This window comes from Natronomonas sp., from assembly GCF_036625485.1.
In the GTDB taxonomy this organism is placed as follows: Archaea; Halobacteriota; Halobacteria; order Halobacteriales; family Haloarculaceae; genus Natronomonas.
Map to the genome: position 1 here is coordinate 1 of NZ_JAZKTR010000008.1, position 22,106 is coordinate 22,106.

The following is a 22,106-nucleotide window of genomic DNA, read 5'->3' on the forward strand; positions in this document are numbered from 1 at the left end:
TGAGGGCGCTGTCCTGTAGAGGTCCGCCGGTTCAAATCCGGTCCCACGCACTGCCGGCGACCACAGTCGCCGAACGACAGTGCGGGTGCTCGAAGACAGCACCCACGCAAACTTCTCACGGATGCAAACCGAACAGCAGTGGCTTCGAGTGTCGGAGCCGTCGCTATCCGCGGCGTCCGACACCTCGATAAACCCCGGCTACAGACCGCGGCTCACGCCGATGTTCTTCAGGTAGCCGCCGCACGTACAGAGCCGGCCGTCCGGGTCCGTTTGGCGGTCCCCACAGTCCATGCACTCGTAGATGGGTTCGTCGTCCGGTTGGGCTCCGCGCATACCACCGCAAGAGTAAGCGCCAGAGTATGTTAAACGTTAGCATTACACACAACAAACCACGAACACATATTCGGTGGCCGTCCGAACCCGGACGTATGGATACACGGAACTGGGCCCGGCGGAACGTGCCGCTACTGACAGCCGTCCTCACCGTCGTCGCGCTGGCGGTGGTGTTCGGGGCGGCTTTACAGGCGATTCCGACCGAACCGTTGCCCGCGCCGGAGGGCTTGCTGTCGGCGATACCGCACGTCAACGCGGTCATCAGTCTCGCGGCGCTCGGAACGATCACGGCCGGCGTGCGGGCGATCCGCAACGGCGAGGTCTCGAAACACCGCAAACTCATGCTGGCGAGTTTCGGCCTGTTCGTCCTGTTCCTCGGACTGTACCTCTATCGGGTGGCCATCCTCGGGCCGACGGAGTTCCCCGGCCCCGAAACGGTTGAGACGTACGTCTACTTCCCCTTCCTCTTCGTCCACATCGCCCTCGCCATCGTCTGTGTCCCGTTCGTCTTCTATGCCCTCCTCCTGGCGGGGACCCGCCCCGTCGAGGCCATCTACGAGACGAACCACAGAACCGCGGGTCGTATCGCCGCCACCCTCTGGATCATCTCCTTCGTGATGGGCATCACCGTCTACGCGATGCTGTATCAGATCTACTGACGGTTCCCCGGTTCTTGCCGGTTACTTCCCCTAAATTAGCCAAGAAGTTTATACGCTCGACGGCCATCATTCACGGTAGCATTCCACATGGCACTCTATCCGTCGGAACGCTGGCTGGACGAATACGCGCAACGGCTCGACGAGAGCCGTGCCCTCGACGACGTCGCCGCTGGCTGGGGCGACGGCTTCGACGGGGATATCCGACTCGCCATCACCGACCTGCCGCTAGACGAAACGCCGGTTGCTTCCCTCCCCGACCGCGTTCTCGACGGCGTTCCCGAGGCGGTCCGGGACGAACTGGCGACGCTCTCGCTTGCCGAGATCACGTCGGTCGTCGACGAGAACGCCCGTACGGGCCTCCCCGACCAGGCCCGACGGCTGCTGACCCAACTCGAAGAGAACGTCATCGACGGCACGCTGTATGCCCATCTCAGCCTCGAAGACGGCGCCTGCACGGACGCGAACGTCCTCAGCGCGCCCGACGAGCGGGAGGCGGGCTTCAGTCTCACCGGGAGCTACGAGACGTGGCGGAGCATCGTCGACGGCCGACCGGCGCTTTCGGCCATGCTACAGGGCGACCTCGCTGTCGACGGCAGCAAGACTCGACAACTCCAGTATTTCGCCATGTTCCAGTTGCTCGGCGACATCGCCGCGGACGTCGAGACGACACACGTCTTCTCGGAAGGGTCCTCGAACCCCGGAGACGTAGTCCTCGACAACGCGGTCCGTCCGACCGTCGTGCTCCAGCGGTTCGCCCACCGGCAGGCCTCGTGGGCCGGCCGGACGCTCAACCTGTTTTAGTCGTCGGCGATGCCCGCTTCGGCACCGTCGATCTCCGGGCGTGCGACCTCGCGGTCGGTGGTCTCGCCCTCGATGTCGTAGGGGTACTCGCCGGTTACACACCCGAGACAGAGGTCCGCGCGGGATTCGCCGAGCGCCTCGGCGACGGCGTCGATGGAGAGATACGAAAGGGAGTCGGCGGCGATCTCCTCGCGGATGTCCTCGGTGTCCTGCCCCGCCGCGATGAGTTCCTCGCGGGAGGCCATGTCGATGCCCATATAGCAGGGCGCGATGATGGCCGGCGCGCCGATGCGCATGTGGACCTCCTCGGCGCCCACGTCCTTCAGCAGCTGGACGAGTTGTGTCGAGGTGGTCCCGCGGACGATGGAGTCGTCGATGACGGTGACGGTCTTGCCCTCGACGACGTCCCGGATCGGGTTGAGTTTCAGGCGGACGGCCCGCTCGCGGGCGTCCTGCGTAGGCATGATGAACGTCCGGCCGACGTAGCGGTTCTTCATCAGCCCCTCGGCGAACTCGACGCCGGCGCCCTCGTCCTGTGCGGCCTCGGCGTAGCCGGAGGCGAAGGCGCGACCGGAGTCCGGCACCGGGAGGACGACGTCGCTGTCGACGCCGGATTCCTCCCAGAGCTTTCGGCCGAGTTCCCGCCGGACGTCGTAGACGAGGTTGTCGTCGATGCGGGAGTCCGGCCGGGCGAAGTAGACGTGTTCGAAGAAGCAGTGGGCGGTGTTTTCTTGGTCGACCAGTTGATAGGAGTCGAAACCACTCCCATCGGGCTTGAGGACGATGAGTTCGCCGGGCTTGACGTCGCGGACGAACTCGCCGTCCAGCACGTCGATGGCGGCGGATTCGGAGGCGAGCATGTAGCCGCCGTCGACCTCGCCGATACAGAGCGGTCGGTTGCCCTCGGGGTCCCGAACCCCGAGAACGGTGTCGTCGTGCATGATGGTCAGCGAGTAGGAGCCGTGAATCCGGCCCATCGTCCGCTTGACCGCGCGGATGAGATCCTCTTCGAGCAGGTTCCGCGCGAGGTCGTGGGCGATGACCTCAGTGTCGCCGTCGCTGGTGAAGGCGTGACCCTTCGCGGCGAGTTCCTCCCGGACCTCGTCGGCGTTGACGAGGTTCCCGTTGTGGCTCAATCCGAGCGAGCCGGATTTGAAGGAGACTGAGAAGGGCTGGGCACACGAGGAGTCGACGCTGCCGGCGGTCGGATACCGGACGTGGCCGATACCCGTCTCGCCGTTCAGCGACCCGAGGTCGCCCTCGTCGAAGGCGTCCCCGACGAGACCCATCTCGACGTGGCTGTGCTGCTGGAACCCGTCGTGGGTGACGATACCCGCGGATTCCTGTCCTCGATGCTGGAGCGCATACAGCGCGTAGTACAGCGGTCGTGCCGCCTCGCGGTCATCGAGCGAGACGCCGACCACGCCGCATTTCTCCGTCGGCCCCTCCGAGTGCCGCCCGTCTGGCATGGATGGAGGTGCGTCGTCCAGCGGTAAAAGCATACTCCATCGTGCGTGCTTTGGTGGTAATCACAGACGTGTGTATACACGTTCCTGTATAATAAAGCCGAAACCGACAGCCACCGCATCGCTGGTGCTATGCGGGACGTTCAGCGCGTCGAGACGACACCGTGGCTACGCGAAGTAGAGAATGCGGAGAAAATCGAGGCGTTATTCGCCCTGCTTCGACTGCCACGCGTAGTCGCGACGCTTGGCGGACTTGCCGAACCCACAGGAGGCACAGACCTTCTTCCGACTGTGGTAGGACTTCTCGCCGCAGCGTCGGCACTTCACGTGCGTCGTCTTGTTCTTCTTACCCTGACTTGGGGTCCCGGCTCCGGTCATGGTTGTATCGAGACGACGTTATCGCCGCGGATAATGGTTACGTTGTCGCCCTCTCCAAGGACGAGGTTCATGTGCTGGTCGTAGCCGGCGAGTTCGCCATCGTAGACCTCGCCGCCTTTCAGCGTGACGCTGACTTCGGATCCCAGGGTTTCTTCGAGCACGTCGAGCGGACGGTCGGTCATATGCTGTGGCGCTCACGCCGAGGGTATAAACGCACCGGCATGCGGCGGCGATAGCCGCTTGGAGTCGAGTCGACCGCTCCAGAATCCACGCGTTGCCGCCCCGTTCGGTGGACCCATCCGACAGTTCATCGCTCGTCTACTCGTCGATGCGCGAGGAAGCATACCGGCCAAGCTTCCGGAGCTTTCGGACCTGTGGCATCCGATAGATCGTCACGACCAGCGACGAGGCTCCCAGAAGCCCCATCACGAACAGCCCTGCGGCGAGATAGGGGTCGCCGGCCGACCACCGGTTGAGCGCGAAGACGAAGAACCCGATACTGAATCCGGCCTCGATCTTGGCCTCGAGCCGCGAGATCATCTCGTCGAACCGTTCGAGCCGCTGGTCGACATTGGCTAGCGACTCGTTCGCGTCGTCGACGGCCTGTCCCGCCTCCCGCTCGACCTCCTCGACGCGGTCGAGCGTCTCCTGTACGTCGTTGACAAGGGTTTCGACGTCGGTCAGTGCGTCGACGAACTCGTCGTCGCCGAGCAACCCCACCATCCGGAGCATGTTCCCGAGATCCGAAGCCATACCGACCTATCCGACGGCAGCTACATCGGGTTTCGGGTGGGTTACAGGCAGCGGCCCTGAACCCCCTCATACGAACGGTCGTAGTTCACTATCAGCCACCACCGACCCGGACACGCGATAACCGGTGAGGCGTCACGACCGGCCGTATCAGACGTCGACCGAGAAGGGCGCGAACTCGTCGGCACGGGCGGCGACGGCCGCCAGCAGGTCAGCGGCCGCATCGAGGTCATTCAGGTCGATGACCTCCACGGGGGTGTGCATGTAGCGGTTCGGCAGGCCGACGTTCAGCGAGGGAATGCCGCCCTTCGACGTGTAGAAGGCGTCGGCGTCGGTGCCGGTGAACGAACCGGAGGCCTGCAGTTGGATATCGATATCGTCGTCCTCGGCCGCGTTTCGAGCCGCAGCGACCAGCTTCGGGTGGTTGGCGCTGCCACGGGCGACGACCGGCCCCTCGCCGAGTTCGAGGCCGCTACCCTTGCTTCCGGGCGAATCGGGCTGGTCCGTTGCGTGGGTCACGTCCGTCGCGATGACCGCGTCGGGCGCGAGGTCGAAGCCGACCATCCGGGCCCCCTTCAGTCCGATCTCCTCCTGGACCGTCGAGATGGCATAGACCGTCGCGTTCGGTTCGGCCTCGACGGCGCGGCGGAACGCTTCGGCGGCGGTCCACGTCCCGACACGGTTGTCCATCCCGCGGGCCGCAACCCGGTGGCCTTCGAGATCGGCGCTCTCGGTATCGAAGGTGATCGGGTCACCGATGTCGACGAGTTCCTGTGCGTCCTCCTCGTCCTCGACGCCGATGTCGACGTACTGCTCGTTGATCTCGGTGTACTCGTTGTCCTCGGCCTCCCGGAGATGGATGGCGACCTGTCCGATGACCCCCCCGATGGGACCGTCGCTGGTGTGAATCGTGACGTACTGGCCGCGAGTGACGGTCTTGTCCGACCCGCCGATGCGGGCGAGTTTCAGGAAGCCGTCGTCGGTGATGTCCCGAACCATCAGGCCGATCTCGTCGCCGTGGCCGGCGAGCGCGATGGACGGCGCGTCGGGGTCGCCCTCGTAGACGGCGACGGCGTTGCCGTAATCGTCGACGTGCGTCTCGTCGGCGAACGGTTCGACGTAATCGAGCCAGACGCGCTGGCCCGGCGTTTCGAAGCCGGAGGGCGTGGCGGTCGACAGGAGGTCGTCGAGAAACGTCCGGTGTGAGTCGTTCATATCGACGCCTTGGACGGCTGATATAAGAACGTCTCGGGATAGAAACGGTCCATTCAGCCGTTCACACGTCTATTCAGTCGACCAATCGCCACCGGGCGATTCGCTCTGCATATCTTATAAGTAAGCGGGCGACGACGTATACGGTATGGTCGAATTCACCTTCCTCGAGATACACCTCGACGACTCGTCGCTGACGGCCAACGCCCCCTACAGCCACGGCGAGAAGGACGTCGTCGCCGGTGACGAACCACCGGACGAAGACGGCGGCTCGAAGAAAGGCGGCGCGCTGGCCGCGGTCATCGGCCTCCTATTCCTCGCCGTCGTCGCCTACCTCGCCAAGAAGAAGTTCCTCGATGGGGACGAGATCGAGGAGTTCGTCGACGACGAACTCGACGTCTGATTACAAACCGAGTATCCCACGGGCCTCGTCGGGCGAGGCGACGGGCCGTTCCAGCGTCCGCGCGAGCGTCGCCGCCCGCTCGACCAACTGGTCGTTCGTGGCCAACTCCCCCTGCCGGAAGTAGCGGTTGTCCTCAAGTCCGACCCGGACGTGGCCGCCGAAGACGATACCCATCGCGGTGAAGGGCAACTGGTGGGGACCGAAGGCGAGCGTGTTGAACGTCGCGCCCTCGGGCAGATGGTCGACGAGGCTCAGGAAGTTCCTCGGCGTCGGCATCGCCGTCGTCCCGCCGCCGAAGATGAGCGTCGTGTGGTAAGGCTCGTCCAGCAGGTCGGGCCGTCGCTCCAGCAGTCCGTGCACTTCGTTGAGGTGGCCGCCGTTGAACACCTCCATCTCGGGTTTGATACCCCGCTCGCGCATCTCCTCGCCGAGCGCCTCCACGAGCGCGCGGGTGTTCTCCGAGGTGAGATGCTGATACCGGTTGAGCGGGCCCATATCCAGCGACGCCATGTCGGGCGCCGGGTCCGTCCGGAGGGGTTCGTGCCGCAGGTCGTCGGGCGCGCCGGTCCCGCCCGTCGAGTGCTGGACGACGAGGTCGGTCCGCTCCCGGACGGCCTCGGTCAGTTCCTGGAACCGCTCCCGGGAGAAATCACGTTCACCGTTCTCTTTCCGAGCGTGCAGGTGGACGACGCTGGCGCCGGCGTCCTCGCAGGCTTCGGCCGCCTCGGCGACCTCTTCGGGCGTCTCCGGCAGATGTGGGCTGGCCTCCTTGCCGTGGACGCCGCCGGTCAGCGCCGCGGTGATGATGACCGGATCGCCGCGCCGGTAAGCCTCGTAGCTCATGTGTCGTCGCTTCCCTCCGCCGCCGCTTCGATATAAAACTCGCAGTCCTCTGCGTGATGCAGGTCGTAGCGGTCGTTACAGATGTCGGCACGCATCGGCTGGACGAACGAGTCGACCGCGGTGCAGTAGGCGCGTTCGGTATCGAACGAACGCCCCTCAGCCTCGTTGCGGTACTCCAGATACGGGCAGGTCATGCCGGACGCACGGCCGGAGATAATAAAATCGTTGGCTGACGGCGGTGTAACCGGCCGGAAGGCCTTTGGCTTCCGGTAGGGTAGTTCAACCGTGAGTCTCTTTCGCGCCGCCCGCGCCGTCGCCGACACCGACGGCGAGGGACCAGTCGACTGGACCGCCGTCAGCACCGCCGCCCACGCGGCGACCGATGCCGGTAATCTGACGCTCTCGGAGGCCGAACGCGACGGCTACGCCGACGACGTAGCCGACGCCCGAGACGGTATCCGGGAGGCCGCCGCCATCGATTTCGACCTTCCCCATAGCGTCCAGATCCAGAACCGTCACCACTGGATCGACGCCAACATCGGCACCTTCGAGCGATTGCTCGACCCCCTCGAGGAGAAGGCCTCGCTGGCGCCGTCGCTGGCGCGAGCGGCCAACACCGGTTCGATGGCCGTCACGCTGGGCTTTCTCGCCAACAACGTCCTCGGCCAGTACGACCCCCTGCTGCTCGGCGAGGGCGACCACGAACTCTACTTCGTCCACCCGAACATCGAGAAGGTGGCCGAGACGCTCGATGTCGACCGCGACCGCTTCCGCCGCTGGATCGCGTTCCACGAGGTCTCCCACGCCGCCGAGTTCGGCGCCGCGCCGTGGCTCGGCCCCCAGCTCGAAGACCGCATGGAGGAAGCCGTCTCGGAACTCGCCGCCGGCCATCTCGACCGCGAGGCGTTGCGGGAACTGACCGTGACGATGACCGCCGTCGAGGGCTATGCGGAACTCGTCATGGACCGCGCCTTCGACCGCGAATACGAGGACCTACGGGAGAAACTCGACGCTCGCCGGCGGAACGCCGGCCCGGTGTCGGGTATCATCCGAAAGCTGCTGGGCTTCGACATGAAGCGCAAGCAGTACGAACGCGGCAAGGAGTTCTTCGACGCCGTCGCGGACGCACGCGGCGTCGCCGCCGCCGGCGTCGTCTGGGAGGACCCGGAGTACCTCCCGACCGACGAGGAACTCGACGACCCCGAACTGTGGCTCTCGCGGGTCGCCTGACAGCTCGTCCCCACGAACGTCTAAGTATCCGGGACACGTAGTAACACGTGTCATGGAACAGCTCGTCTTGCTCGTCGCGCTGGCGGCGTTGCTGTTCGGCCTCCATGCGGCGGTGGTCGTCTACCTCTACCGCAAGGCGACGGACTCGACCGACCCGGTGGACCTGCTCGAAGCCCCCCAGGAGGACCTCCCGCCGGTCGACGATACGACGGGCCGGACCGACGAGCATATCGCCTGTCCCACCTGCGGAGCGCCGAACGACCCGAGCTATCGCTTCTGCCGACGCTGTATCAGCGACCTCTCGGGGAACTCGGCCGCGAACGCCGGGCCGAACGCGACTGACCGCCTCGGGAACTAGTTCTCCGCGGCGAAGGTCGGCACGACGTAGCCTTCATGGTCCTCAACGGAGCCGGAGACGGAGACGGTATCACCGATAGCGACCTCGCCGTCGGTTAGCCGCCCCATCACGCGGGCATCGCTCAACTGGACGACGACGACCTGATAGCCTCGCTCCTCGATAGGCGCCGGCGGGACGTGGATCGTCGTCTCGGTGTAGACGGTGCCTTCGTTCGGTAATTCGACCGTTTCGAGGTCGGTCGACCCGCAGTCGGGACAGGCCGCCTTCGGCGTGCCCTGAACCTTTCCGCAGTCGGGACACTCCTGGCCGAGCAGTTCGCCGTCTTCGACCGCGTCGCTCCAGTCGCCGTGGGTGAGTCGGTCGCTCATTCTCGGGCCTCCATGACGGTAACGACGGTGGTCGCAGCGTCCCCGCCGAGGTTGTGTGCGACGCCGCGTTCGACGCCGTCGAGTTGCCGCTCGCCGGCGGTGCCGCGGAGGTGTTCGGCCAACTCGACGATCTGGGCCGTCCCGGTCGCGCCGATGGGGTGGCCCTTGGCTTTCAGGCCGCCCGAGGGATTGATGGGAATCTCGCCATCGCGGGCGGTGCGGCCGTCGGCGGCCGCGGGCCCACCTTCGCCCTCGCCGACGAGACCGAGTGCCTCGCTGGCGAGGATCTCGGCGCCCGTAAAGCAGTCGTGGACCTCCGCGAAGTCCATCGCGTCCGCGGTCGTGTCGGCCTGCTCGTAGGCCTGTGCCGCCGCATCACGCGCGGCCTGCGTGACGTGCGGTCGGTCCTTGTCGCCGATGGGGACCACGTCCGTCGCGTGGCCGATACCGGAGACGTCGACCGGCGCGTCGAAGGAATCGGCGTAGTCGTCGCTGACGACGACCACGGCGCTCGCGCCGTCGGAGAACGGACAGCAGTCCATCAGTCGGAAGGGGTCGGCGATCTTCGGCCCGTCGAGGGCCTCCTCGACGGTCGTCTGCTTGCCGAAGTGGGCGTTCGGGTTGAGACTGCCGTTGCCGTGGTTCTTGACCGCGACGTTGGCGAGGTGCTCCTCGGTCGTCCCGTGTTCGTGCATGTGTCGTTTCGTGAACAGCGCGAAGACGCCCGGGAAGGTAAGCCCCGCCGGCTGTTCGTACTGGCGGTGAGAGGCCGATGCGAAGATACGGGTCATCTCCGGGGTATCCTTGCCCGTTTCGGGGGTACAGCGCTCGACGCCGCCGACGAGGACGACGTCGTGGACGCCGGCCTCGACGGCCTCGACGGCGTTCTTGAAGGCGTTCGAGGAGGTCGCACACGCGTCCTCGAAGCGCTGGACCGGAACCCCCGCCATCCCGACGTGGGAGGCGAGTTTCGGCCCGAGATGGGTGTCGTTCTCGGTCTGTCCGCCCATCGCGTTACCGAAGTAGAAGGCGTCGACCTCGTCCGGGGTGATCCCGGCGTCGTCGAACGTATCGAGGGCGGCCTGCCCGAACAGTTCTTGCAACGGTGTATCGTGGACGCCGAACTTCGTCATGCCGGCGCCGACGACCGCGGCTCGTGCCATACAGGAACATGGGAAACACCGGTAATAATCCACACGGTCCGAGAGGCTTACTTCCGGTACTCGTAATCCGTCGCCGGCGCCAACTCCTCCGGTTCTGGGAAGAGATACCACACGAGCGCGATGCCCAACAGCAGTCCGCCGACGATTGCCCCGACGACGATTTCCAGCGAAGCATCACCCTGTGAGGTGATGAGGCCTGCCGACACCCCGACCAGCAGGACGAAGACGATCTTGACCCACCGCATCGTCCTGGCGCGGTCCTCCCGGGAGATCGGACCGGTCATCGCGTGCTCCCCTCCGTCGAGACGTGCATCCCGACGAACCGCCAGTCGGTTCCCAGCCCTACCTCGTCCTCGCGCCGCTCCATCGTCCCGCTCCATCGCGTGTCGAACTCGTAGCGGATGCCGCGTTCGAGGCTGTTCCAGGCCATGAAGACGTCGTCGGAGAACCACGCGTGCTCGTCGCGCTCTTCGACGATCAGCCGGTCGCTGTCGACGACCCAGCCCTCGGTCGTCTCCGTCTGTGCGCGGAGGCCGGCCTCGACCGCCTCGTAGCCGGTCAGCCGCTCGCCGATGCCGAACTTGACGGTCGATTCCTCGTGGGCGAAGAATGGATATAACGGCTCGCCGTCACGGAGCGTGTCGTAGTACGCTCGCACTGTCGACTCGGCGTCCATAACCGAGATAGTATCGCAGCCAACTTACCGCTGTTGACTTGGTGGCGGATTCCACCCCACGGTTTATTTTGATGACGCTGCGTGAAACGAACGTATGGCACAGGATGGTGAGGGGGAGAACGACCCCTCCTTGAGGGTCGTCATCGCGAACGGCATGGACATCGACAAACAGTACTTCTACGAGGTCACGAAGCAGGTCTCTCGGGACTGGGACATCCGGAAGATCTCGCTGCTCGGGCCGCCGCTATGGGCCGGTTTGAGCCTGCTGTTTCTTTTCTTGGCCGGCCGGGGACTCGCCCGGAGTGGGTTGGCCCTCATCGAGGGGTTCTGGGACGGTATCCTCAGACTATTGGCCGACCCAGCCGCGATGCTCGCCGATAACGCGTTTTATTTTTTCGTCGTCACCCTCGTCGTCGTCTTCATCGTCAAACCGCTCGTGGACCTGTTGCGGTTCGATTTGAGCTTCCAAAGCAGCGTCGAAACCTTCGTGGGCAGCCTCTCGAACGTCCGCAACGTGTTTACAGCGGAGGTGTGGCAGAACCTCAATTACTGGCACCCGTTTACGTCGAACCTCGGTGACAGGGACCCGCTGATACTGCTCGGGGAGGAAACGGAGTCGGACGTATCGGGCGTCTACGCCGACGGCCCCCACTACGGGAACGTCTTCGTCGACAGCGTCTACGTTACCGTCGACGGGCCGGAGGTGGGCTTCCAACAGCGGTTGCTGGGCGCGCTCTACGACCACCAGATGCGGCGGGTCCGTCGGGGCGTTCTCGTCGTCGTCGCCCTCACGAGCGGCTTTTGGCTGCTCAACAGAGCCGTCACCGCGGACCTGCTTTTCCTCGAAAGCGTGATTCCGTGGACCGAGGTCGTCGCTGCCGTCTTGCTGGTCGGTGTCGCCGTGTTGGGGCTTATGTATCTCAGCGGCCATCCCAGTTTTCACGCCCGTTTTTATGCGGATTCGGCGGGGCTGTCGCGGTACAACCAGCTGCTCGATGACCCGGAGATACACAAACCGACCGAATCCGACGAGCGCCTCAGCCTCTCGAATTCGATGTCCGGGTACGGACTGTTCTACGTCAGCGAGTTCCTGCAGACCCACTACGGGGACGGCCGATACGACGTGTCCATCGACGTCGACTCCCTGACAGCGGGAGAGGAGGACTCCTTCCCGGCGATGGGATTCACGAAGCAACCGAACGGATCCCACGCCATTTCGGCCGCCTCGGAACTCCTCTGGTCGGCCGTTCCACCGGCCTCAGTCCGCTCGTCTGATCAGGAATCCGATGTCACCGTCGAACTCAACGGCATCGACTACCTCACCATCGAGGACCACTCGCCCGATCGGTTGGAACGGTTCAGCCAATGGGCCATCAGCCAGTTCGAGACCGACTCCGACGACGAGGACGGCCCAACACAGCGACGGCTGACGAAACGGGCCGTCGGCGAACGGAGAGGGATCCGACTGCCGGTAAAGAAGTTCATGAGCGTGCCGCACGACCAGTCGGCGGCAGCCGTCGAATCCTCGCCGGACGAGACGCCGGACCTCTACGTCCACGACGAATGGGACGAAGACGAGCGCCACTACCTGCTTCTCGGCGGCGGCGAACACCAGCAGGGCATCAACAAACTCACCCTCGCCCTCAAGGCGGAGGGTTACACGAACGTCGACGTCCTGGAGAACGCATTCTCGGGGACGGGACAGACCGATGCCGCCAACGGCAACCGCGTCTATGACTCGACGCTGTTTCCGACGGAGTACTTCGTTTCCTTCGTGGGCGGCGACGCGGAGTTCTTTAGACAGGACGATGCAGGCTTCCTCTTTTTCCGACACCAGTTGCCCGTCGATGGGGAAACCCGCTGGATACACGTGCTCATCGGAATGTCCGCGGTCGGGACGAAGGTGGGCTTTCTCTACTGGCTCGACCGTTTCGAACGGGGTGAGGAGCCCTTCGATGGTGTCGAGGACGGCGAGGAGGACGTTGTCCACTTCGTAACCCACCCCGGTCCGACGGACTTCGACGGTATCGACGACATCGGCCACCTGTATCTGGATACCTCGTGGCGCGAGGAGGGACTGACAGTCGAGGTGACCGAGGACGACACCTACGAGAACGTCGAACCGACCGACGACCCGGACGAGAAGCGACTCGGCATGCGGTACTACACCCTGGATTTGCATGCGTAGGCTCGTCCCCGACCGCTACGATGACGACGCGGTGTTCGCCACCGCCGACCGGGTCAGCCACGATGCGGAGGCGGACCGCTGGACGCTACGGATCGACCCCGGGGAAGGACTCGTCGGCGCCCCGGTGGGAACGCCCATTTCGGACGTACAGGCCAGACGCCCCACTCGGACCGAAGACGACGACCTGACCGTTCTAGAGGGCCCCGTTCTGTTTTCCGCCGGGGTCGTCACGCTCGTCGACGGCGATTTCGTCCTCCTGTATCGGGACGCGGACGCCTCGACCGACCCGGAACGGTGGACCTCGCCGGCGGGACGCGGCGATCACGACCCCGGAACGACCGCCCTCAAAGAGTTTTACGAGGAACTGGTCATCCTCGACGGGGACACGCCGGTCTTCGTGACCGTCGACGACCGGTCCGTAGCCCTCGAAGAGGTCTACACCGCGGCGCTGCGCGGGATCGGGAACACGACACCGCCGTCAGAGTGGGACCGGGTGTCAGCAAGCACTCCTGATCGGTACCGTCCGTATCTCTCGACGGTCGTGACCGAAGTCGACGGTGAGCGGTTCACCGACGAGATGCTCGCCTACTACGACGCCGAGGCGAACACGCTGGAACTCCGCTTCGTCATCGCTCTCGACCTTCCAAACGGGCGGGCGGAGGCGCTGTCCTTCGCCGACGGCGAATTCGACCGCGAGGTACGACGGTTCACCCGAAGCGAGTACGTCGCCCTCGAGCGTGCTGACCTCGTGCCGACCGACGCGTACATGGCTCACGAAATCGAGTCGCCGGACGAGTGAAAACGGTCAATTTTGACCATCGTTTTCTTGTAATTGATAGTGTATACGAGGGTTTTCACCCACCTACAGAACGCTCGTCCAAAAATGATGATGTCCTTATATCCATTCGACAGTATTAACATCATCGTTCATTGACTTTATCATCCTCCATCGTCGTCCATGTGATACAGCGCGAAAGCGCGCGACAACCAAATGACTCGCTATACGGACGAAACCAACACCGGCGCTCCGATGGTCCCGATCAAGACTGACGACTCTACTCCCTCGACGCTCAGCGAGGAGACCCTCGAAGAGACCGTATTCAGCCACCGCCTCTAGGGCATCATAGAGGTATTCTACCGTTTTCAATAGCCGACAGCGATGCGTGTCGTTCCGCGTCTCGACGCTCTCAAAAAGTGATTCTCGATAGTCAGTCGTCCGCCGGCGCCGCGTCGACCAGCGCGTCGGGTTCGACGCTGGCGTACTTGACGATGGCCTCGAAGGCCTCGTCTTCCATGGCGAAGCGCTCGCCGGAGGTGACGCCGTAGGCCTCGTCGTCGCCGAAACGCGTACTGACGAAGTGCTCGGCAACGAGCGCCTTCCGGGCGTCGCCGTCCGCGTCGATCCGGGACTGGGCCTCCTCCAGCAGGAGCACCGCGGTCACCACGTCGAAGACGAGGTCGGCGAGGCGCTTGCCGTGGTACTGCGCGTAGTCGCCGTCCTCGGTCGCCAGCGTCGCCAGCGCGTTCTGGAGTTCGAGGAACCGCTCCTCGACGTCGTCGGCCAGTTCGTCGAGATGCGGGTGGTCGACCGAATCGAGTTTCCCCTGGACGTACGGGAGCAGCGCCTCGTGGGCGTCCTCGCGGTTCAGCGCCCGGAGCGTATCCAGTGCGAGGATGTTCGACGGCCCCTCCCAGATGGGCAGCACCTGCGCGTCACGGAGCAGGCGCTCGGTCGTGTGCTCGCGGACGTAGCCGTTGCCGCCGAGGATCTCCATCGCGTAGGAGGTCGTCTCGACGGACATGCGCGCCGTCTTGTACTTGGCGATGGGGATGAAAAGCCGCATGAGCTGGTAGGCATCGTCGCCTCGTCCGGCATCGGTCCGTTCGCGTTCGTCCAGCAGGCGCGCACCCTCGAAGGAGAAGACCGCGGCGGCCTCGTAGTCGACGGCCATGTCCACGAGGTCCCGGCGCATCAGGGGGTACTCGTCGATCGTGTCGCCGAAGGCCTCCCGCTGGGCGGCCCGGACCTTGGCTTCGAGCAGCGCCCGACCCATCACGCCGATAGCGCCGGTGGCGTTCGTCAGGCGCTCGAAGTTCATCATCTCGGCCATGTACTTGAAGCCCTCCTGCTCCTCGCCGACGAGATATGCCTCCGCGCCCTCGAACTGGATCTCGCCGGTCGGCACGGAGATGGTGCCGAGTTTGTCCTTCAGACGCCGGAAGTGCGAGTCGTTGACCTCGCCGTCCGGCTTCGTTCGGGGCACGAGGAACAGGGAGAGCCCTTCAACGCCCTCGGGAGCATCCGGCGTGCGCGCGAGAGCGAGCGCGCCCTCGGCGTCGATGTTCGAACAGAACCACTTCTCGCCGTAGAGTTCGTAGACGCCGTCTTCGTCGGTCCGTTCGGCCCGCACCTCGTTGGCTCCGACGTCGGAGCCACCCTGCTCCTCGGTGAGGAACATCGCACCCTCGATGTGCTCATCGACGTCGCGGGCGGTCAGGCCCTCGAAGTACTCCTCGAGGGCACCGTCGTCGAACTTGTCGAGGACGATGGCGGCGCCGGTGGTCATCGACACCGGACAGGTAAAGCCGGCATCGACGTAGGACAACAGCGTCTGCATCATCAGCGTGTGGGCCAGTCCGACCGTCTCGTCGCGTCCCGGCGGTGCGTGGAAGGCGTCGTGGGTGACGCCGAACTCCTCGTAGGTGATCTCCTCCTGTTCGTGGATGAGCGGATGGTATTCGACCTCGTTCAGGCGATTGCCGTACTTGTCGAACGGTTTCAGTTCGTGACCCTCCTCGTCGATCCGGTCGGCGGTGTCGGCCATCCTGTGACCGAGCGCCTCGCCGAACTCCGAGAGGAGGTCCTCGGCCCATTCGAACTCGTCCTCGGGATAGACGCGCTGGGCCTCGAACTGCAACGTCGGGTCCAGTGCCCAGTAGTTGCAGTTCCGCCCTTCGTCCAGGGCCCCGTAGTCGATGGGGTCAGTTGTCATACGTCTTTCTTCGGAGCAGTCAGTATAAATTCCCCCGTCGAACACGTTCGACAACGGCGCTTCCCTATTTCACGGTTGAACTAATTGTTCGTTTACAACCGTCCGAAATCATGATGGTACCACCACCGCATCCGTATGACAGCATGGTTACGAGCGAGGACCTCTCCAACGACGACCTCGATGTCGAGGTAGCCGACGACGACCTCGTCGTCCGGGCGACCATCGACCGCCCGGAGGACCGCAACGCCCTGAATGGAAACGTCATCGAGGGACTGTCGGGTGTCCTCGATTTCGCCGACGACGGCCCCGCCCGCGTCGTCGTCATTCGGGGCGCCGAGGGCACCTTCTGTGCCGGCGGCGATATCAAATCGATGGCCAGCGCCATCGGCCAGGGGTCGCAGGCCTACCGCGAGGGCTTTGCGGGCATGAAACAACTCATCGAGAAGGCCGTCGATTCGGCCGCACTCACCGTCGCCGCCGTCGAAGGATACTGTCTGGCCGGCGGGATGGGACTGGCCGCCGCCTGCGACGTCATCGTCGCCAGCGAGGAGGCGACCTTCGGCACGCCCGAAGTCGATATCGGCATCTTCCCCGCACAGGCGCTCGTACCCATCATGCGCACCGTCAACGAGAAACAGGCCCTCAAATACCTCTTTACCGGCGAGCATTTCGACGCCCAGACCGCCCACGATATCGGCTTTACCACGGACCTCGTGGCCCCCGAAGAGTTCGACGACGAACTCGATTCGCTCGTCGACGACCTCACCACGCCGTCGTCGTTCATGATCGAGATCGGCAAGGAGTCCTTCTACAACCAGCGGGAGATGGGTTTCTCCGAGTCGCTGGACTACATGCGCGAGATGGTCACGATGCTGGCGATGAGCGACGACGCCGAGGAGGGGTTCAACTCCTTCCTCACCGGCGAGGAACCCGACTGGAAGGGACGGCCCGACGACGAAGACGACGAGAACGAATAGCCCGCAAACCACCGTATCCACCAAACTCCAACCATGGCAATCGACCAAGAATCCGTCAAAGGCAACGACCCCAACAAGGCGATCATCAGCGCGGCGCTGACCGGCGCGCTCACCACGCGCGACCAGTGTGAGCACATTCCCTATACACCGGAGGAGATCGCCGAGGACGCCGCAGGGGCCCGCGAGAACGGCGCCGCCGTCGCGCACATCCACGCCCGGACCGATAACGGCTCACCAACCTTCGACGAGGAAGTGTATCAGGAGATCTACGACGAGGTTCGCGAGCGCACGGACATCCTCATCAACTTCTCGACGGGCGCGCTCCACGAACCCGTCGACTCCCGAATTCAGTACGTCGAGGGCGTCCAGCCCGACATCGCCGCGCTCAACATGGGCTCGATGAACTACGCGAAGTACAGCGAGTCCCGCGAGGACTTCGTCTTCGATATGGTCTTCGAGAACCCGTTCAACGAGATCGAGCAGTTCCTCGAAGCCATGAACGACGCGGGCGTCAAGCCCGAACTGGAGTGTTTCGACACCGGCCACATCGGGAACATCCGCCCGTTCCTCGAATCGGGTATCCTGGAACACCCCATCCACTTCTCGCTCATCATGGGCGTTTTGGGCGGCATCCCCCCGAGCGTCGAGAACCTCGCCCACCAGGTCCGGCAGTTGCCCGACGACGCCAACTGGCAGGTCATCGGCATCTCCGAAGACCAGTGGCAACTCGTCGCCGCGGCCCTCTCGATGGGCGGCAACGTCCGCGTCGGCCTCGAAGACAACTTCTACCTGCCGAACGGCGAGATGGCGACCAATCCCGAACTCGTCGGCAAAGCCGCCGAGATGGCCCGGAACGTCGGCCGCGAACCCGCAACGCCCGAGGAAGCCGCCGAGATCATGGAGATCGACGCTAACCACTTCTGAATCGGTTCGCAGCAGCGATACGTTCGGGCGATTTTTCAGGCCGTTCGCTCGGTGACGTCCAGTACGGTCAGGTCCTCCGCGAGCCGTACGCGGATTTCGTCGCCGTCCATCTCCGTCGTCACGTCGGCACGCGGCGGGGTCTCCGAGACGAATGTCACGTCCGAGCCGGCTTCGTCTAACCGGCGCCCGATTTGTGCTAGCCCATCGACCCCGTACTGGAGTTCGAGCCCGTGTCGGTAGCAGAACCCGACTACAGCGGGATGGTATTTAGCGATGCTCCCCAACGGAGACTGGACCCACTCCTTGCAGATGTCACAGGATAGCTGTGCGGCGCCCCGAGTGTTCCGACCGCAGTTCCCACAGATGCCGTCATCATCGTGGTTCTCACAGACGACCATCGAACACTCGATCGGCCCGGAACACGTCGGGCAGACGCCCTCGATCATACTGTATAGTTTCTGGAAGGTGGTCAGCCACGCCGCGGCGTATATCTCCTCTGGCGTGCGGTCTGCCAGCGCCGCAGGGGGCAGCGAAAAGCGTCCCAGTTGACCGCGTGCGTGGTCGCCCCCGTCCGTCCACAGACCCTCACACTCCGTGCAGAACACGTAGACCCACCCGTCTTCGTAGGCGATTTCGACGGGGCTGCCGCAGAGTTTACAGTTCATATCGACCGCCGTCGGTTCGAGCGTTGGCTCCTCGAGTCCCGTGCCGGCGATAACCGAGCGTACGACGGTGAGACCGGCATCGCTGAGCCGATATCCGTCGTCGGTTGCGTCGACGAAGTGGTCGGTAAGGCGGTCGAGATGGTAGTTGAACTGGCCGCTATCGGTCGTCCCGACGCGTTCACGCAACTCCGAGAACGGTAACGTGGTATCCTCGGCGAAGGGGCGATAGCTATCCCAGAGCGTGACCAGGATGGCCAGCCGAGTTTCGTTGGCCAGTAGCTCGAAGGCATCGATAGCTAGATCACCCGCCGTGAGGTCCTCCAGCGGGGATTTCGCCTGCTCGGACATACCGGATGGACTACGTGAGTTCATGTAAACCTCCCTCGTGGCTGCCATCGCTGGGGACGATAGAGGACATTCATCATCGATGCTCGACGGCGCGTACGTGGTCGTGGAGAGCACGGCATCGGTCTCGCCGCGAGATACGTCGTCCTCCTAAAACAGTATTTGCAGAACGCGGTTTCTGTTCGCGTTCTTATAAGAAAGCGAATCTCTCGCAGCCCGTCAGCCGCTTCCCCTCAGGTCCGCTCGACGAAGTCGACGACTTCCTCGGCGATTTCCTCCCCCGAATCCTCCTGCAGGAAGTGCATCGCACCCTCGATCCACGTATCAGGCTGTTCTTTCGCGGTCGGAATCAGTTCTCGGAGTGGTTCGCGGGCGTTCCGCGTGATGGGGTCCGAATCCGAGAAGAGCACGAAGGCGGGCTTCTGCCATTCGCTGAGGCGTTCCTTGGCCTCGCGCATGGTGTCGGCACCCTCGTCGTCCGGCGAGTGAGGGATATCGAAAGGCAGCGACCGGGCACACGCCTTCGATTCCTCGGTCGGGAAGGGCGCCTCGTAGGCCGCGATGACCTCGTCGTCGAGTTCGTCGCTGGTGGCGTTCTGGATGAGCATGCCGATTGGCAGTTCCTCGACGTTCTCGACGAAGTTCGCGAATTCGTGCCACGCATCGGACATCTCCTGAGTTCCGTCGGGGACGCCGGTGTTCATCGGGACGAGACGGGCGAACCGCTCGGGGTGGTGGCCCGCAAGCGCCAATCCGAGGATGCCGCCCCAGTCCTGACAGACGAGAGTGATTTCGTCGAGGTCCAGTTCGTCGAACAGCAGCGTCTCGAAGCACTCGTAGTGGAGGTCGAACCCGTAGGCGTCGGGGTCGGTGTACTTGTCCGAACGGCCGAGCCCGAGCATATCGGGGACGACCACGCGGCCGTGCTCCGAGAGCGTCGGAACCAGTTTGCGGTAGAGGAAGCCCCACGTCGGTTCGCCGTGCATGAGGAGGAACGTCTCATCTCCGTCCCCTTCGACGTCGACATAAGCCATCTCGGCGCCGTCGTCGGTGACAGGTACCTTGTCGTGAGGATACTCGTAGTTCGGTACGTCCTCGAAGGCCGATTCTGGCGTGCTAATGTAAGTCACGACCGGAACTCCAGAGCGCACACAAAAATAGTTCTGGAGTCGGCGAGTTCCACCCAGGGGAGCTTGGATTCCACCCCGGTAACACGACTGTCACCCGGTATCAAAGATGTCTGGAACTATACTTGAGTCCCTGGTTCCTACGGGTCGATATGGAACACGAACCCGAATTCGAGGTAACTGCTGAGGCGCCGGACAGCCCCGTCCACACCATCGGTACCGATCACATGACCGTCATGGGCGGCGATTCCGCAGGCACCATCGCCTTCTATCGAGACCTGCTCGGAATGCCGCTGGTCCTCGAACAGCCCAACCTCGACCAGCCCGAACTGACACACCTCTTTTTCGACACCGGCGACGGCCGCATCCTCACCTTCTTCACCAAGGAGGGCCAGCGCACTCGACCCCAGCGCGGCCCCGGCAACGTCCACCACCTCGCCTTCTCCATCGCCCCCGAGGAGTTCGACGATACCAAGCAGGCCCTGCAGGCGGCCGGCTACGGGTTCAACGAGTTCGACCGCGGCGCCTTCCACTCGCTGTACACGCAGGACCCCGGCGGCCTCATCGTCGAGTTGGTCGTCGAGAAGTACGCGATTCCCGACGACCGACGCGGCGAGGTGCTGGCGCTGGCCCACGAGAAACGCGTCGATGACGGCTCCGGATTCGTCGACGACGAGCACATGCAGGCCGCTCTCGAGGAACTCGGTCTCGACCCCGAACCGCAGTTCGAGGGCGACGCACCGACCGGGGCCGGCGTCTGAGTTCGAGAAACTGACCGAAACCACCTGTGAGCGAAACCTTTTGACACGGCGGAACTCACGGGCGTGTATGCGTGTCGAGTTCGAGTTCTACGCCACCCTTCGCGACGCCGTCGGCGAGAAGACGGTCGCTCGCGAACTCGAAGCGGGGACCTCTATCGAGACGGCGTTACACGCCGTCACCGACGATCACGACGGACTGGAATCGCTCGTCTTTCGAGCCAACGGCGCCGTCCGCCCGAACGTCACGGTCTCGCTCAACGGCCAACCGATGAACGAGACCGACCCGGCCGACATCGGGCTATCCGACGGCGATACCGTCGTTCTCTCGCCCGGTGTCGCTGGTGGGGCAAACGCCGCGGCGATCGCGGAGGTCCAGGCATGACCGATCCCGCCCTCGATTTCGAGTTGGAGATCGTCTCGCTGGGCAACACCGCCTTCGAGGGGAACAACAACTGCTACGTTCTCGGCCTCGAAGACGGAGCCGACACGACGCTTGTCGATACCGGCGTTGCCGTTCACGAGACCCGCGAGCAGTTACGCGACGGACTGGCCGGATACGGCCTCGACTTCGCCGACATCGACCGGATCTTCATCACCCACCACCACGCCGACCATACCGGCCTCGCCGGCGAGATTCAGACCGAAAGCGGCTGTACCGTCCACGTTCACGAGGCCGACGTGCCGCTGGTCGCACAGGAACCCGAAGCGACGGCCGCCCACGAGGACCGCCTGAGGCGATGCATCGACGAGTGGGGGATGCCCGAGGACAAACAGGAGGAACTACTGGCCTTCCTCGATTCGAGTTCGGGCATCGACGGCGACCCACCCGAGGTGACCCCCCTTACGGGCGGTGACACGTTCGATATCGGCTCCGTCGAACTCGAGGCCGTCCACATGCCCGGCCACGCCGCCGGCCTCGTCGGGTACGTCTTCGACGGCCGCGATGGCGAGGAACTCTTCAGCGGTGACGCGCTGTTGCCCTACTACACCCCGAACGTCGGCGGCGCCGACACTCGCGTCGATGCCGCGCTGGCGAAGTACCTCGATGCCCTCGCCGGCATCGTCGAGCGGGGCTACACCCGTGCGTGGCCAGGCCACCGCGGTCCCATCATCGACCCGCCGGGACGCGCGGCCGACATCGTCCACCACCACCGCGAGCGCACCGAGCGCGTCGTCGGCATCCTCGAATCGGGGCCCGCGACCCCGTGGGAGGTAAGTGCCGAACTGTTCGGCGCGTTGTCCTACATCCACATCCTCCACGGCCCCGGCGAGGCCTTCGCCCACCTCGAACACCTCGAAGCGGCCGGTATCGTCCGCCGAGACGGCCGCGCGTTCGTCCTGCTGGAGGACGATCCCGACCTCGATTCGCTGTTCCCCGATGTCTCCGATGGGGCTGTCAGCCACCCCAGCATATAAAACCAGCACCGGATGTGCGCCCGAGGCACCACACCGAACGACCATTAAGCGGCGTCCCGCCTTTCGTTGT

28 protein-coding genes are annotated in these 22,106 nt (G+C 64.2%); 13 read left to right on the top strand and 15 right to left on the bottom strand.

Going from position 1 to position 22,106, the window contains the following annotated elements; all coding sequences use genetic code 11:
• Positions 1–198 precede the first annotated feature (198 nt).
• Positions 199–333 (bottom strand): rubrerythrin-like domain-containing protein, encoded by a 135-nt coding sequence (locus tag V5A53_RS01780; RefSeq protein ID WP_332311843.1) that lies wholly within the window; start codon positions 331–333, stop codon positions 199–201.
• A gap of 95 nt (positions 334–428) precedes the next feature.
• Between V5A53_RS01780 and V5A53_RS01785 the strand changes: the two genes are divergently transcribed.
• Together V5A53_RS01785 and V5A53_RS01790 are read left to right on the top strand one after the other, a co-directional pair.
• Positions 429–992: a DUF420 domain-containing protein gene (locus V5A53_RS01785; protein ID WP_332311844.1), complete on the top strand. Its 564-nt coding sequence runs from the start codon at positions 429–431 to the stop codon at positions 990–992.
• 87 nt (positions 993–1,079) lie between these two features.
• On the top strand, positions 1,080–1,793 hold the full coding sequence (locus V5A53_RS01790; protein WP_332311845.1) for a sterol carrier protein: 714 nt from the start codon (positions 1,080–1,082) through the stop codon (positions 1,791–1,793).
• On the opposite strand, the gene purF is transcribed toward V5A53_RS01790, so the two are convergent.
• The 5 genes from purF to V5A53_RS01815 all read right to left on the bottom strand — a co-directional run bounded on the left by purF (position 1,790) and on the right by V5A53_RS01815 (position 5,602).
• On the bottom strand, positions 1,790–3,262 hold the full coding sequence (purF, locus tag V5A53_RS01795) for an amidophosphoribosyltransferase (RefSeq protein WP_332311846.1): 1,473 nt from the start codon (positions 3,260–3,262) through the stop codon (positions 1,790–1,792). The genes V5A53_RS01790 and purF overlap by 4 nt on opposite strands.
• Positions 3,263–3,463: 201 nt before the next feature.
• The gene (locus tag V5A53_RS01800) at positions 3,464–3,637 is read right to left on the bottom strand and encodes a 50S ribosomal protein L37e (RefSeq protein WP_178291226.1); all 174 of its coding nucleotides are present in this window, start codon (positions 3,635–3,637) and stop codon (positions 3,464–3,466) included.
• Complete coding sequence (locus tag V5A53_RS01805; protein ID WP_332311847.1) at positions 3,634–3,819, bottom strand: LSM domain-containing protein; 186 nt, start codon at positions 3,817–3,819, stop codon at positions 3,634–3,636. Before V5A53_RS01805 ends, V5A53_RS01800 begins: the two co-directional genes overlap by 4 nt.
• A gap of 136 nt (positions 3,820–3,955) precedes the next feature.
• Entirely contained in the window at positions 3,956–4,390 is a 435-nt protein-coding gene (locus tag V5A53_RS01810) for a hypothetical protein (protein WP_332311848.1), read from the bottom strand.
• Positions 4,391–4,537: 147 nt separating this feature from the next.
• The gene (locus V5A53_RS01815) at positions 4,538–5,602 is read right to left on the bottom strand and encodes a M20/M25/M40 family metallo-hydrolase (protein WP_332311849.1); all 1,065 of its coding nucleotides are present in this window, start codon (positions 5,600–5,602) and stop codon (positions 4,538–4,540) included.
• Positions 5,603–5,747: 145 nt separating this feature from the next.
• Between V5A53_RS01815 and V5A53_RS01820 the strand changes: the two genes are divergently transcribed.
• Positions 5,748–6,002 (top strand): hypothetical protein, encoded by a 255-nt coding sequence (locus tag V5A53_RS01820; protein ID WP_332311850.1) that lies wholly within the window; start codon positions 5,748–5,750, stop codon positions 6,000–6,002.
• Here the strand turns inward: V5A53_RS01820 and V5A53_RS01825 are convergent, their stop codons facing one another.
• The gene (locus V5A53_RS01825) at positions 6,003–6,845 is read right to left on the bottom strand and encodes a 3-keto-5-aminohexanoate cleavage protein (protein ID WP_332311851.1); all 843 of its coding nucleotides are present in this window, start codon (positions 6,843–6,845) and stop codon (positions 6,003–6,005) included.
• Entirely contained in the window at positions 6,842–7,039 is a 198-nt protein-coding gene (locus V5A53_RS01830; protein WP_332311852.1) for a hypothetical protein, read from the bottom strand. Before V5A53_RS01830 ends, V5A53_RS01825 begins: the two co-directional genes overlap by 4 nt.
• Before the next feature lie 91 nt (positions 7,040–7,130).
• On the opposite strand from V5A53_RS01830, the gene V5A53_RS01835 reads away from it, so the two are divergent.
• Complete coding sequence (locus V5A53_RS01835) at positions 7,131–8,075, top strand: zinc-dependent metalloprotease (RefSeq protein ID WP_332311853.1); 945 nt, start codon at positions 7,131–7,133, stop codon at positions 8,073–8,075.
• 52 nt (positions 8,076–8,127) lie between these two features.
• Positions 8,128–8,433 (top strand): zinc ribbon domain-containing protein, encoded by a 306-nt coding sequence (locus tag V5A53_RS01840; RefSeq protein ID WP_332311854.1) that lies wholly within the window; start codon positions 8,128–8,130, stop codon positions 8,431–8,433.
• On the opposite strand, the gene V5A53_RS01845 is transcribed toward V5A53_RS01840, so the two are convergent.
• Genes V5A53_RS01845 through V5A53_RS01860 form a run of 4 tightly spaced genes read right to left on the bottom strand, consistent with a single transcriptional unit; the run spans position 8,430 to position 10,640 of the window.
• Positions 8,430–8,801 carry a Zn-ribbon domain-containing OB-fold protein gene (locus V5A53_RS01845; RefSeq protein ID WP_332311855.1) on the bottom strand — a complete coding sequence of 124 codons (372 nt, stop codon included), beginning with the start codon at positions 8,799–8,801 and terminating at the stop codon, positions 8,430–8,432. The two genes, V5A53_RS01840 and V5A53_RS01845, sit on opposite strands and share 4 nt — an antisense overlap.
• Entirely contained in the window at positions 8,798–9,964 is a 1,167-nt protein-coding gene (locus V5A53_RS01850) for a thiolase C-terminal domain-containing protein (protein WP_332311856.1), read from the bottom strand. The genes V5A53_RS01845 and V5A53_RS01850 overlap by 4 nt, the downstream gene beginning before the upstream one ends.
• Before the next feature lie 47 nt (positions 9,965–10,011).
• Entirely contained in the window at positions 10,012–10,248 is a 237-nt protein-coding gene (locus V5A53_RS01855; RefSeq protein WP_332311857.1) for a hypothetical protein, read from the bottom strand.
• Positions 10,245–10,640, bottom strand: a complete 396-nt coding sequence (locus V5A53_RS01860) for a nuclear transport factor 2 family protein (RefSeq protein ID WP_332311858.1) — start codon at positions 10,638–10,640, stop codon at positions 10,245–10,247. The genes V5A53_RS01855 and V5A53_RS01860 overlap by 4 nt, the downstream gene beginning before the upstream one ends.
• A gap of 94 nt (positions 10,641–10,734) precedes the next feature.
• Between V5A53_RS01860 and V5A53_RS01865 the strand changes: the two genes are divergently transcribed.
• From V5A53_RS01865 to V5A53_RS01875, 3 genes are all read left to right on the top strand, one after another.
• Positions 10,735–12,828 carry a hypothetical protein gene (locus tag V5A53_RS01865; protein ID WP_332311859.1) on the top strand — a complete coding sequence of 698 codons (2,094 nt, stop codon included), beginning with the start codon at positions 10,735–10,737 and terminating at the stop codon, positions 12,826–12,828.
• On the top strand, positions 12,821–13,627 hold the full coding sequence (locus V5A53_RS01870; protein WP_332311860.1) for a hypothetical protein: 807 nt from the start codon (positions 12,821–12,823) through the stop codon (positions 13,625–13,627). The genes V5A53_RS01865 and V5A53_RS01870 overlap by 8 nt, the downstream gene beginning before the upstream one ends.
• Before the next feature lie 192 nt (positions 13,628–13,819).
• The gene (locus V5A53_RS01875) at positions 13,820–13,945 is read left to right on the top strand and encodes a hypothetical protein (RefSeq protein ID WP_332311861.1); all 126 of its coding nucleotides are present in this window, start codon (positions 13,820–13,822) and stop codon (positions 13,943–13,945) included.
• A gap of 91 nt (positions 13,946–14,036) precedes the next feature.
• On the opposite strand, the gene V5A53_RS01880 is transcribed toward V5A53_RS01875, so the two are convergent.
• Positions 14,037–15,821 (bottom strand): acyl-CoA dehydrogenase family protein, encoded by a 1,785-nt coding sequence (locus V5A53_RS01880; protein WP_332311862.1) that lies wholly within the window; start codon positions 15,819–15,821, stop codon positions 14,037–14,039.
• A gap of 143 nt (positions 15,822–15,964) precedes the next feature.
• Between V5A53_RS01880 and V5A53_RS01885 the strand changes: the two genes are divergently transcribed.
• Entirely contained in the window at positions 15,965–16,798 is an 834-nt protein-coding gene (locus V5A53_RS01885) for an enoyl-CoA hydratase/isomerase family protein (RefSeq protein ID WP_332311863.1), read from the top strand.
• Positions 16,799–16,831: 33 nt separating this feature from the next.
• The gene (locus V5A53_RS01890; RefSeq protein WP_332311864.1) at positions 16,832–17,722 is read left to right on the top strand and encodes a 3-keto-5-aminohexanoate cleavage protein; all 891 of its coding nucleotides are present in this window, start codon (positions 16,832–16,834) and stop codon (positions 17,720–17,722) included.
• A gap of 35 nt (positions 17,723–17,757) precedes the next feature.
• Here the strand turns inward: V5A53_RS01890 and V5A53_RS01895 are convergent, their stop codons facing one another.
• Positions 17,758–18,735 carry a winged helix-turn-helix domain-containing protein gene (locus V5A53_RS01895; protein ID WP_332311865.1) on the bottom strand — a complete coding sequence of 326 codons (978 nt, stop codon included), beginning with the start codon at positions 18,733–18,735 and terminating at the stop codon, positions 17,758–17,760.
• Between the two features lie 230 nt (positions 18,736–18,965).
• Complete coding sequence (locus tag V5A53_RS01900; RefSeq protein WP_332311866.1) at positions 18,966–19,862, bottom strand: haloalkane dehalogenase; 897 nt, start codon at positions 19,860–19,862, stop codon at positions 18,966–18,968.
• 149 nt (positions 19,863–20,011) lie between these two features.
• Between V5A53_RS01900 and V5A53_RS01905 the strand changes: the two genes are divergently transcribed.
• From V5A53_RS01905 to V5A53_RS01915, 3 genes are all read left to right on the top strand, one after another.
• Entirely contained in the window at positions 20,012–20,620 is a 609-nt protein-coding gene (locus tag V5A53_RS01905; protein ID WP_332311867.1) for a VOC family protein, read from the top strand.
• Between the two features lie 67 nt (positions 20,621–20,687).
• Positions 20,688–21,002 (top strand): ubiquitin-like small modifier protein 1, encoded by a 315-nt coding sequence (locus V5A53_RS01910; RefSeq protein ID WP_332311868.1) that lies wholly within the window; start codon positions 20,688–20,690, stop codon positions 21,000–21,002.
• 23 nt (positions 21,003–21,025) lie between these two features.
• Positions 21,026–22,036, top strand: a complete 1,011-nt coding sequence (locus V5A53_RS01915) for an MBL fold metallo-hydrolase (protein ID WP_442928617.1) — start codon at positions 21,026–21,028, stop codon at positions 22,034–22,036.
• Positions 22,037–22,106 lie beyond the last annotated feature (70 nt).

Excerpts from the sequence above, each read along its gene's own strand:
- V5A53_RS01780 (WP_332311843.1), bottom strand. The coding sequence starts at position 333 with ATGCGCGGAGCCCAACCGGACGACGAACCCATCTACGAGTGCATGGAC.
- V5A53_RS01785 (WP_332311844.1), top strand. The coding sequence starts at position 429 with ATGGATACACGGAACTGGGCCCGGCGGAACGTGCCGCTACTGACAGCC.
- V5A53_RS01790 (WP_332311845.1), top strand. The coding sequence starts at position 1,080 with ATGGCACTCTATCCGTCGGAACGCTGGCTGGACGAATACGCGCAACGG.
- purF (WP_332311846.1), bottom strand. The coding sequence starts at position 3,262 with ATGCCAGACGGGCGGCACTCGGAGGGGCCGACGGAGAAATGCGGCGTG.
- V5A53_RS01800 (WP_178291226.1), bottom strand. The coding sequence starts at position 3,637 with ATGACCGGAGCCGGGACCCCAAGTCAGGGTAAGAAGAACAAGACGACG.
- V5A53_RS01805 (WP_332311847.1), bottom strand. The coding sequence starts at position 3,819 with ATGACCGACCGTCCGCTCGACGTGCTCGAAGAAACCCTGGGATCCGAA.
- V5A53_RS01810 (WP_332311848.1), bottom strand. The coding sequence starts at position 4,390 with ATGGCTTCGGATCTCGGGAACATGCTCCGGATGGTGGGGTTGCTCGGC.
- V5A53_RS01815 (WP_332311849.1), bottom strand. The coding sequence starts at position 5,602 with ATGAACGACTCACACCGGACGTTTCTCGACGACCTCCTGTCGACCGCC.
- V5A53_RS01820 (WP_332311850.1), top strand. The coding sequence starts at position 5,748 with ATGGTCGAATTCACCTTCCTCGAGATACACCTCGACGACTCGTCGCTG.
- V5A53_RS01825 (WP_332311851.1), bottom strand. The coding sequence starts at position 6,845 with ATGAGCTACGAGGCTTACCGGCGCGGCGATCCGGTCATCATCACCGCG.
- V5A53_RS01830 (WP_332311852.1), bottom strand. The coding sequence starts at position 7,039 with ATGACCTGCCCGTATCTGGAGTACCGCAACGAGGCTGAGGGGCGTTCG.
- V5A53_RS01840 (WP_332311854.1), top strand. The coding sequence starts at position 8,128 with ATGGAACAGCTCGTCTTGCTCGTCGCGCTGGCGGCGTTGCTGTTCGGC.
- V5A53_RS01845 (WP_332311855.1), bottom strand. The coding sequence starts at position 8,801 with ATGAGCGACCGACTCACCCACGGCGACTGGAGCGACGCGGTCGAAGAC.
- V5A53_RS01850 (WP_332311856.1), bottom strand. The coding sequence starts at position 9,964 with ATGGCACGAGCCGCGGTCGTCGGCGCCGGCATGACGAAGTTCGGCGTC.
- V5A53_RS01855 (WP_332311857.1), bottom strand. The coding sequence starts at position 10,248 with ATGACCGGTCCGATCTCCCGGGAGGACCGCGCCAGGACGATGCGGTGG.
- V5A53_RS01860 (WP_332311858.1), bottom strand. The coding sequence starts at position 10,640 with ATGGACGCCGAGTCGACAGTGCGAGCGTACTACGACACGCTCCGTGAC.
- V5A53_RS01865 (WP_332311859.1), top strand. The coding sequence starts at position 10,735 with ATGGCACAGGATGGTGAGGGGGAGAACGACCCCTCCTTGAGGGTCGTC.
- V5A53_RS01870 (WP_332311860.1), top strand. The coding sequence starts at position 12,821 with ATGCGTAGGCTCGTCCCCGACCGCTACGATGACGACGCGGTGTTCGCC.
- V5A53_RS01875 (WP_332311861.1), top strand. The coding sequence starts at position 13,820 with ATGACTCGCTATACGGACGAAACCAACACCGGCGCTCCGATGGTCCCG.
- V5A53_RS01880 (WP_332311862.1), bottom strand. The coding sequence starts at position 15,821 with ATGACAACTGACCCCATCGACTACGGGGCCCTGGACGAAGGGCGGAAC.
- V5A53_RS01885 (WP_332311863.1), top strand. The coding sequence starts at position 15,965 with ATGGTTACGAGCGAGGACCTCTCCAACGACGACCTCGATGTCGAGGTA.
- V5A53_RS01890 (WP_332311864.1), top strand. The coding sequence starts at position 16,832 with ATGGCAATCGACCAAGAATCCGTCAAAGGCAACGACCCCAACAAGGCG.
- V5A53_RS01895 (WP_332311865.1), bottom strand. The coding sequence starts at position 18,735 with ATGTCCGAGCAGGCGAAATCCCCGCTGGAGGACCTCACGGCGGGTGAT.
- V5A53_RS01905 (WP_332311867.1), top strand. The coding sequence starts at position 20,012 with ATGGAACACGAACCCGAATTCGAGGTAACTGCTGAGGCGCCGGACAGC.
- V5A53_RS01910 (WP_332311868.1), top strand. The coding sequence starts at position 20,688 with ATGCGTGTCGAGTTCGAGTTCTACGCCACCCTTCGCGACGCCGTCGGC.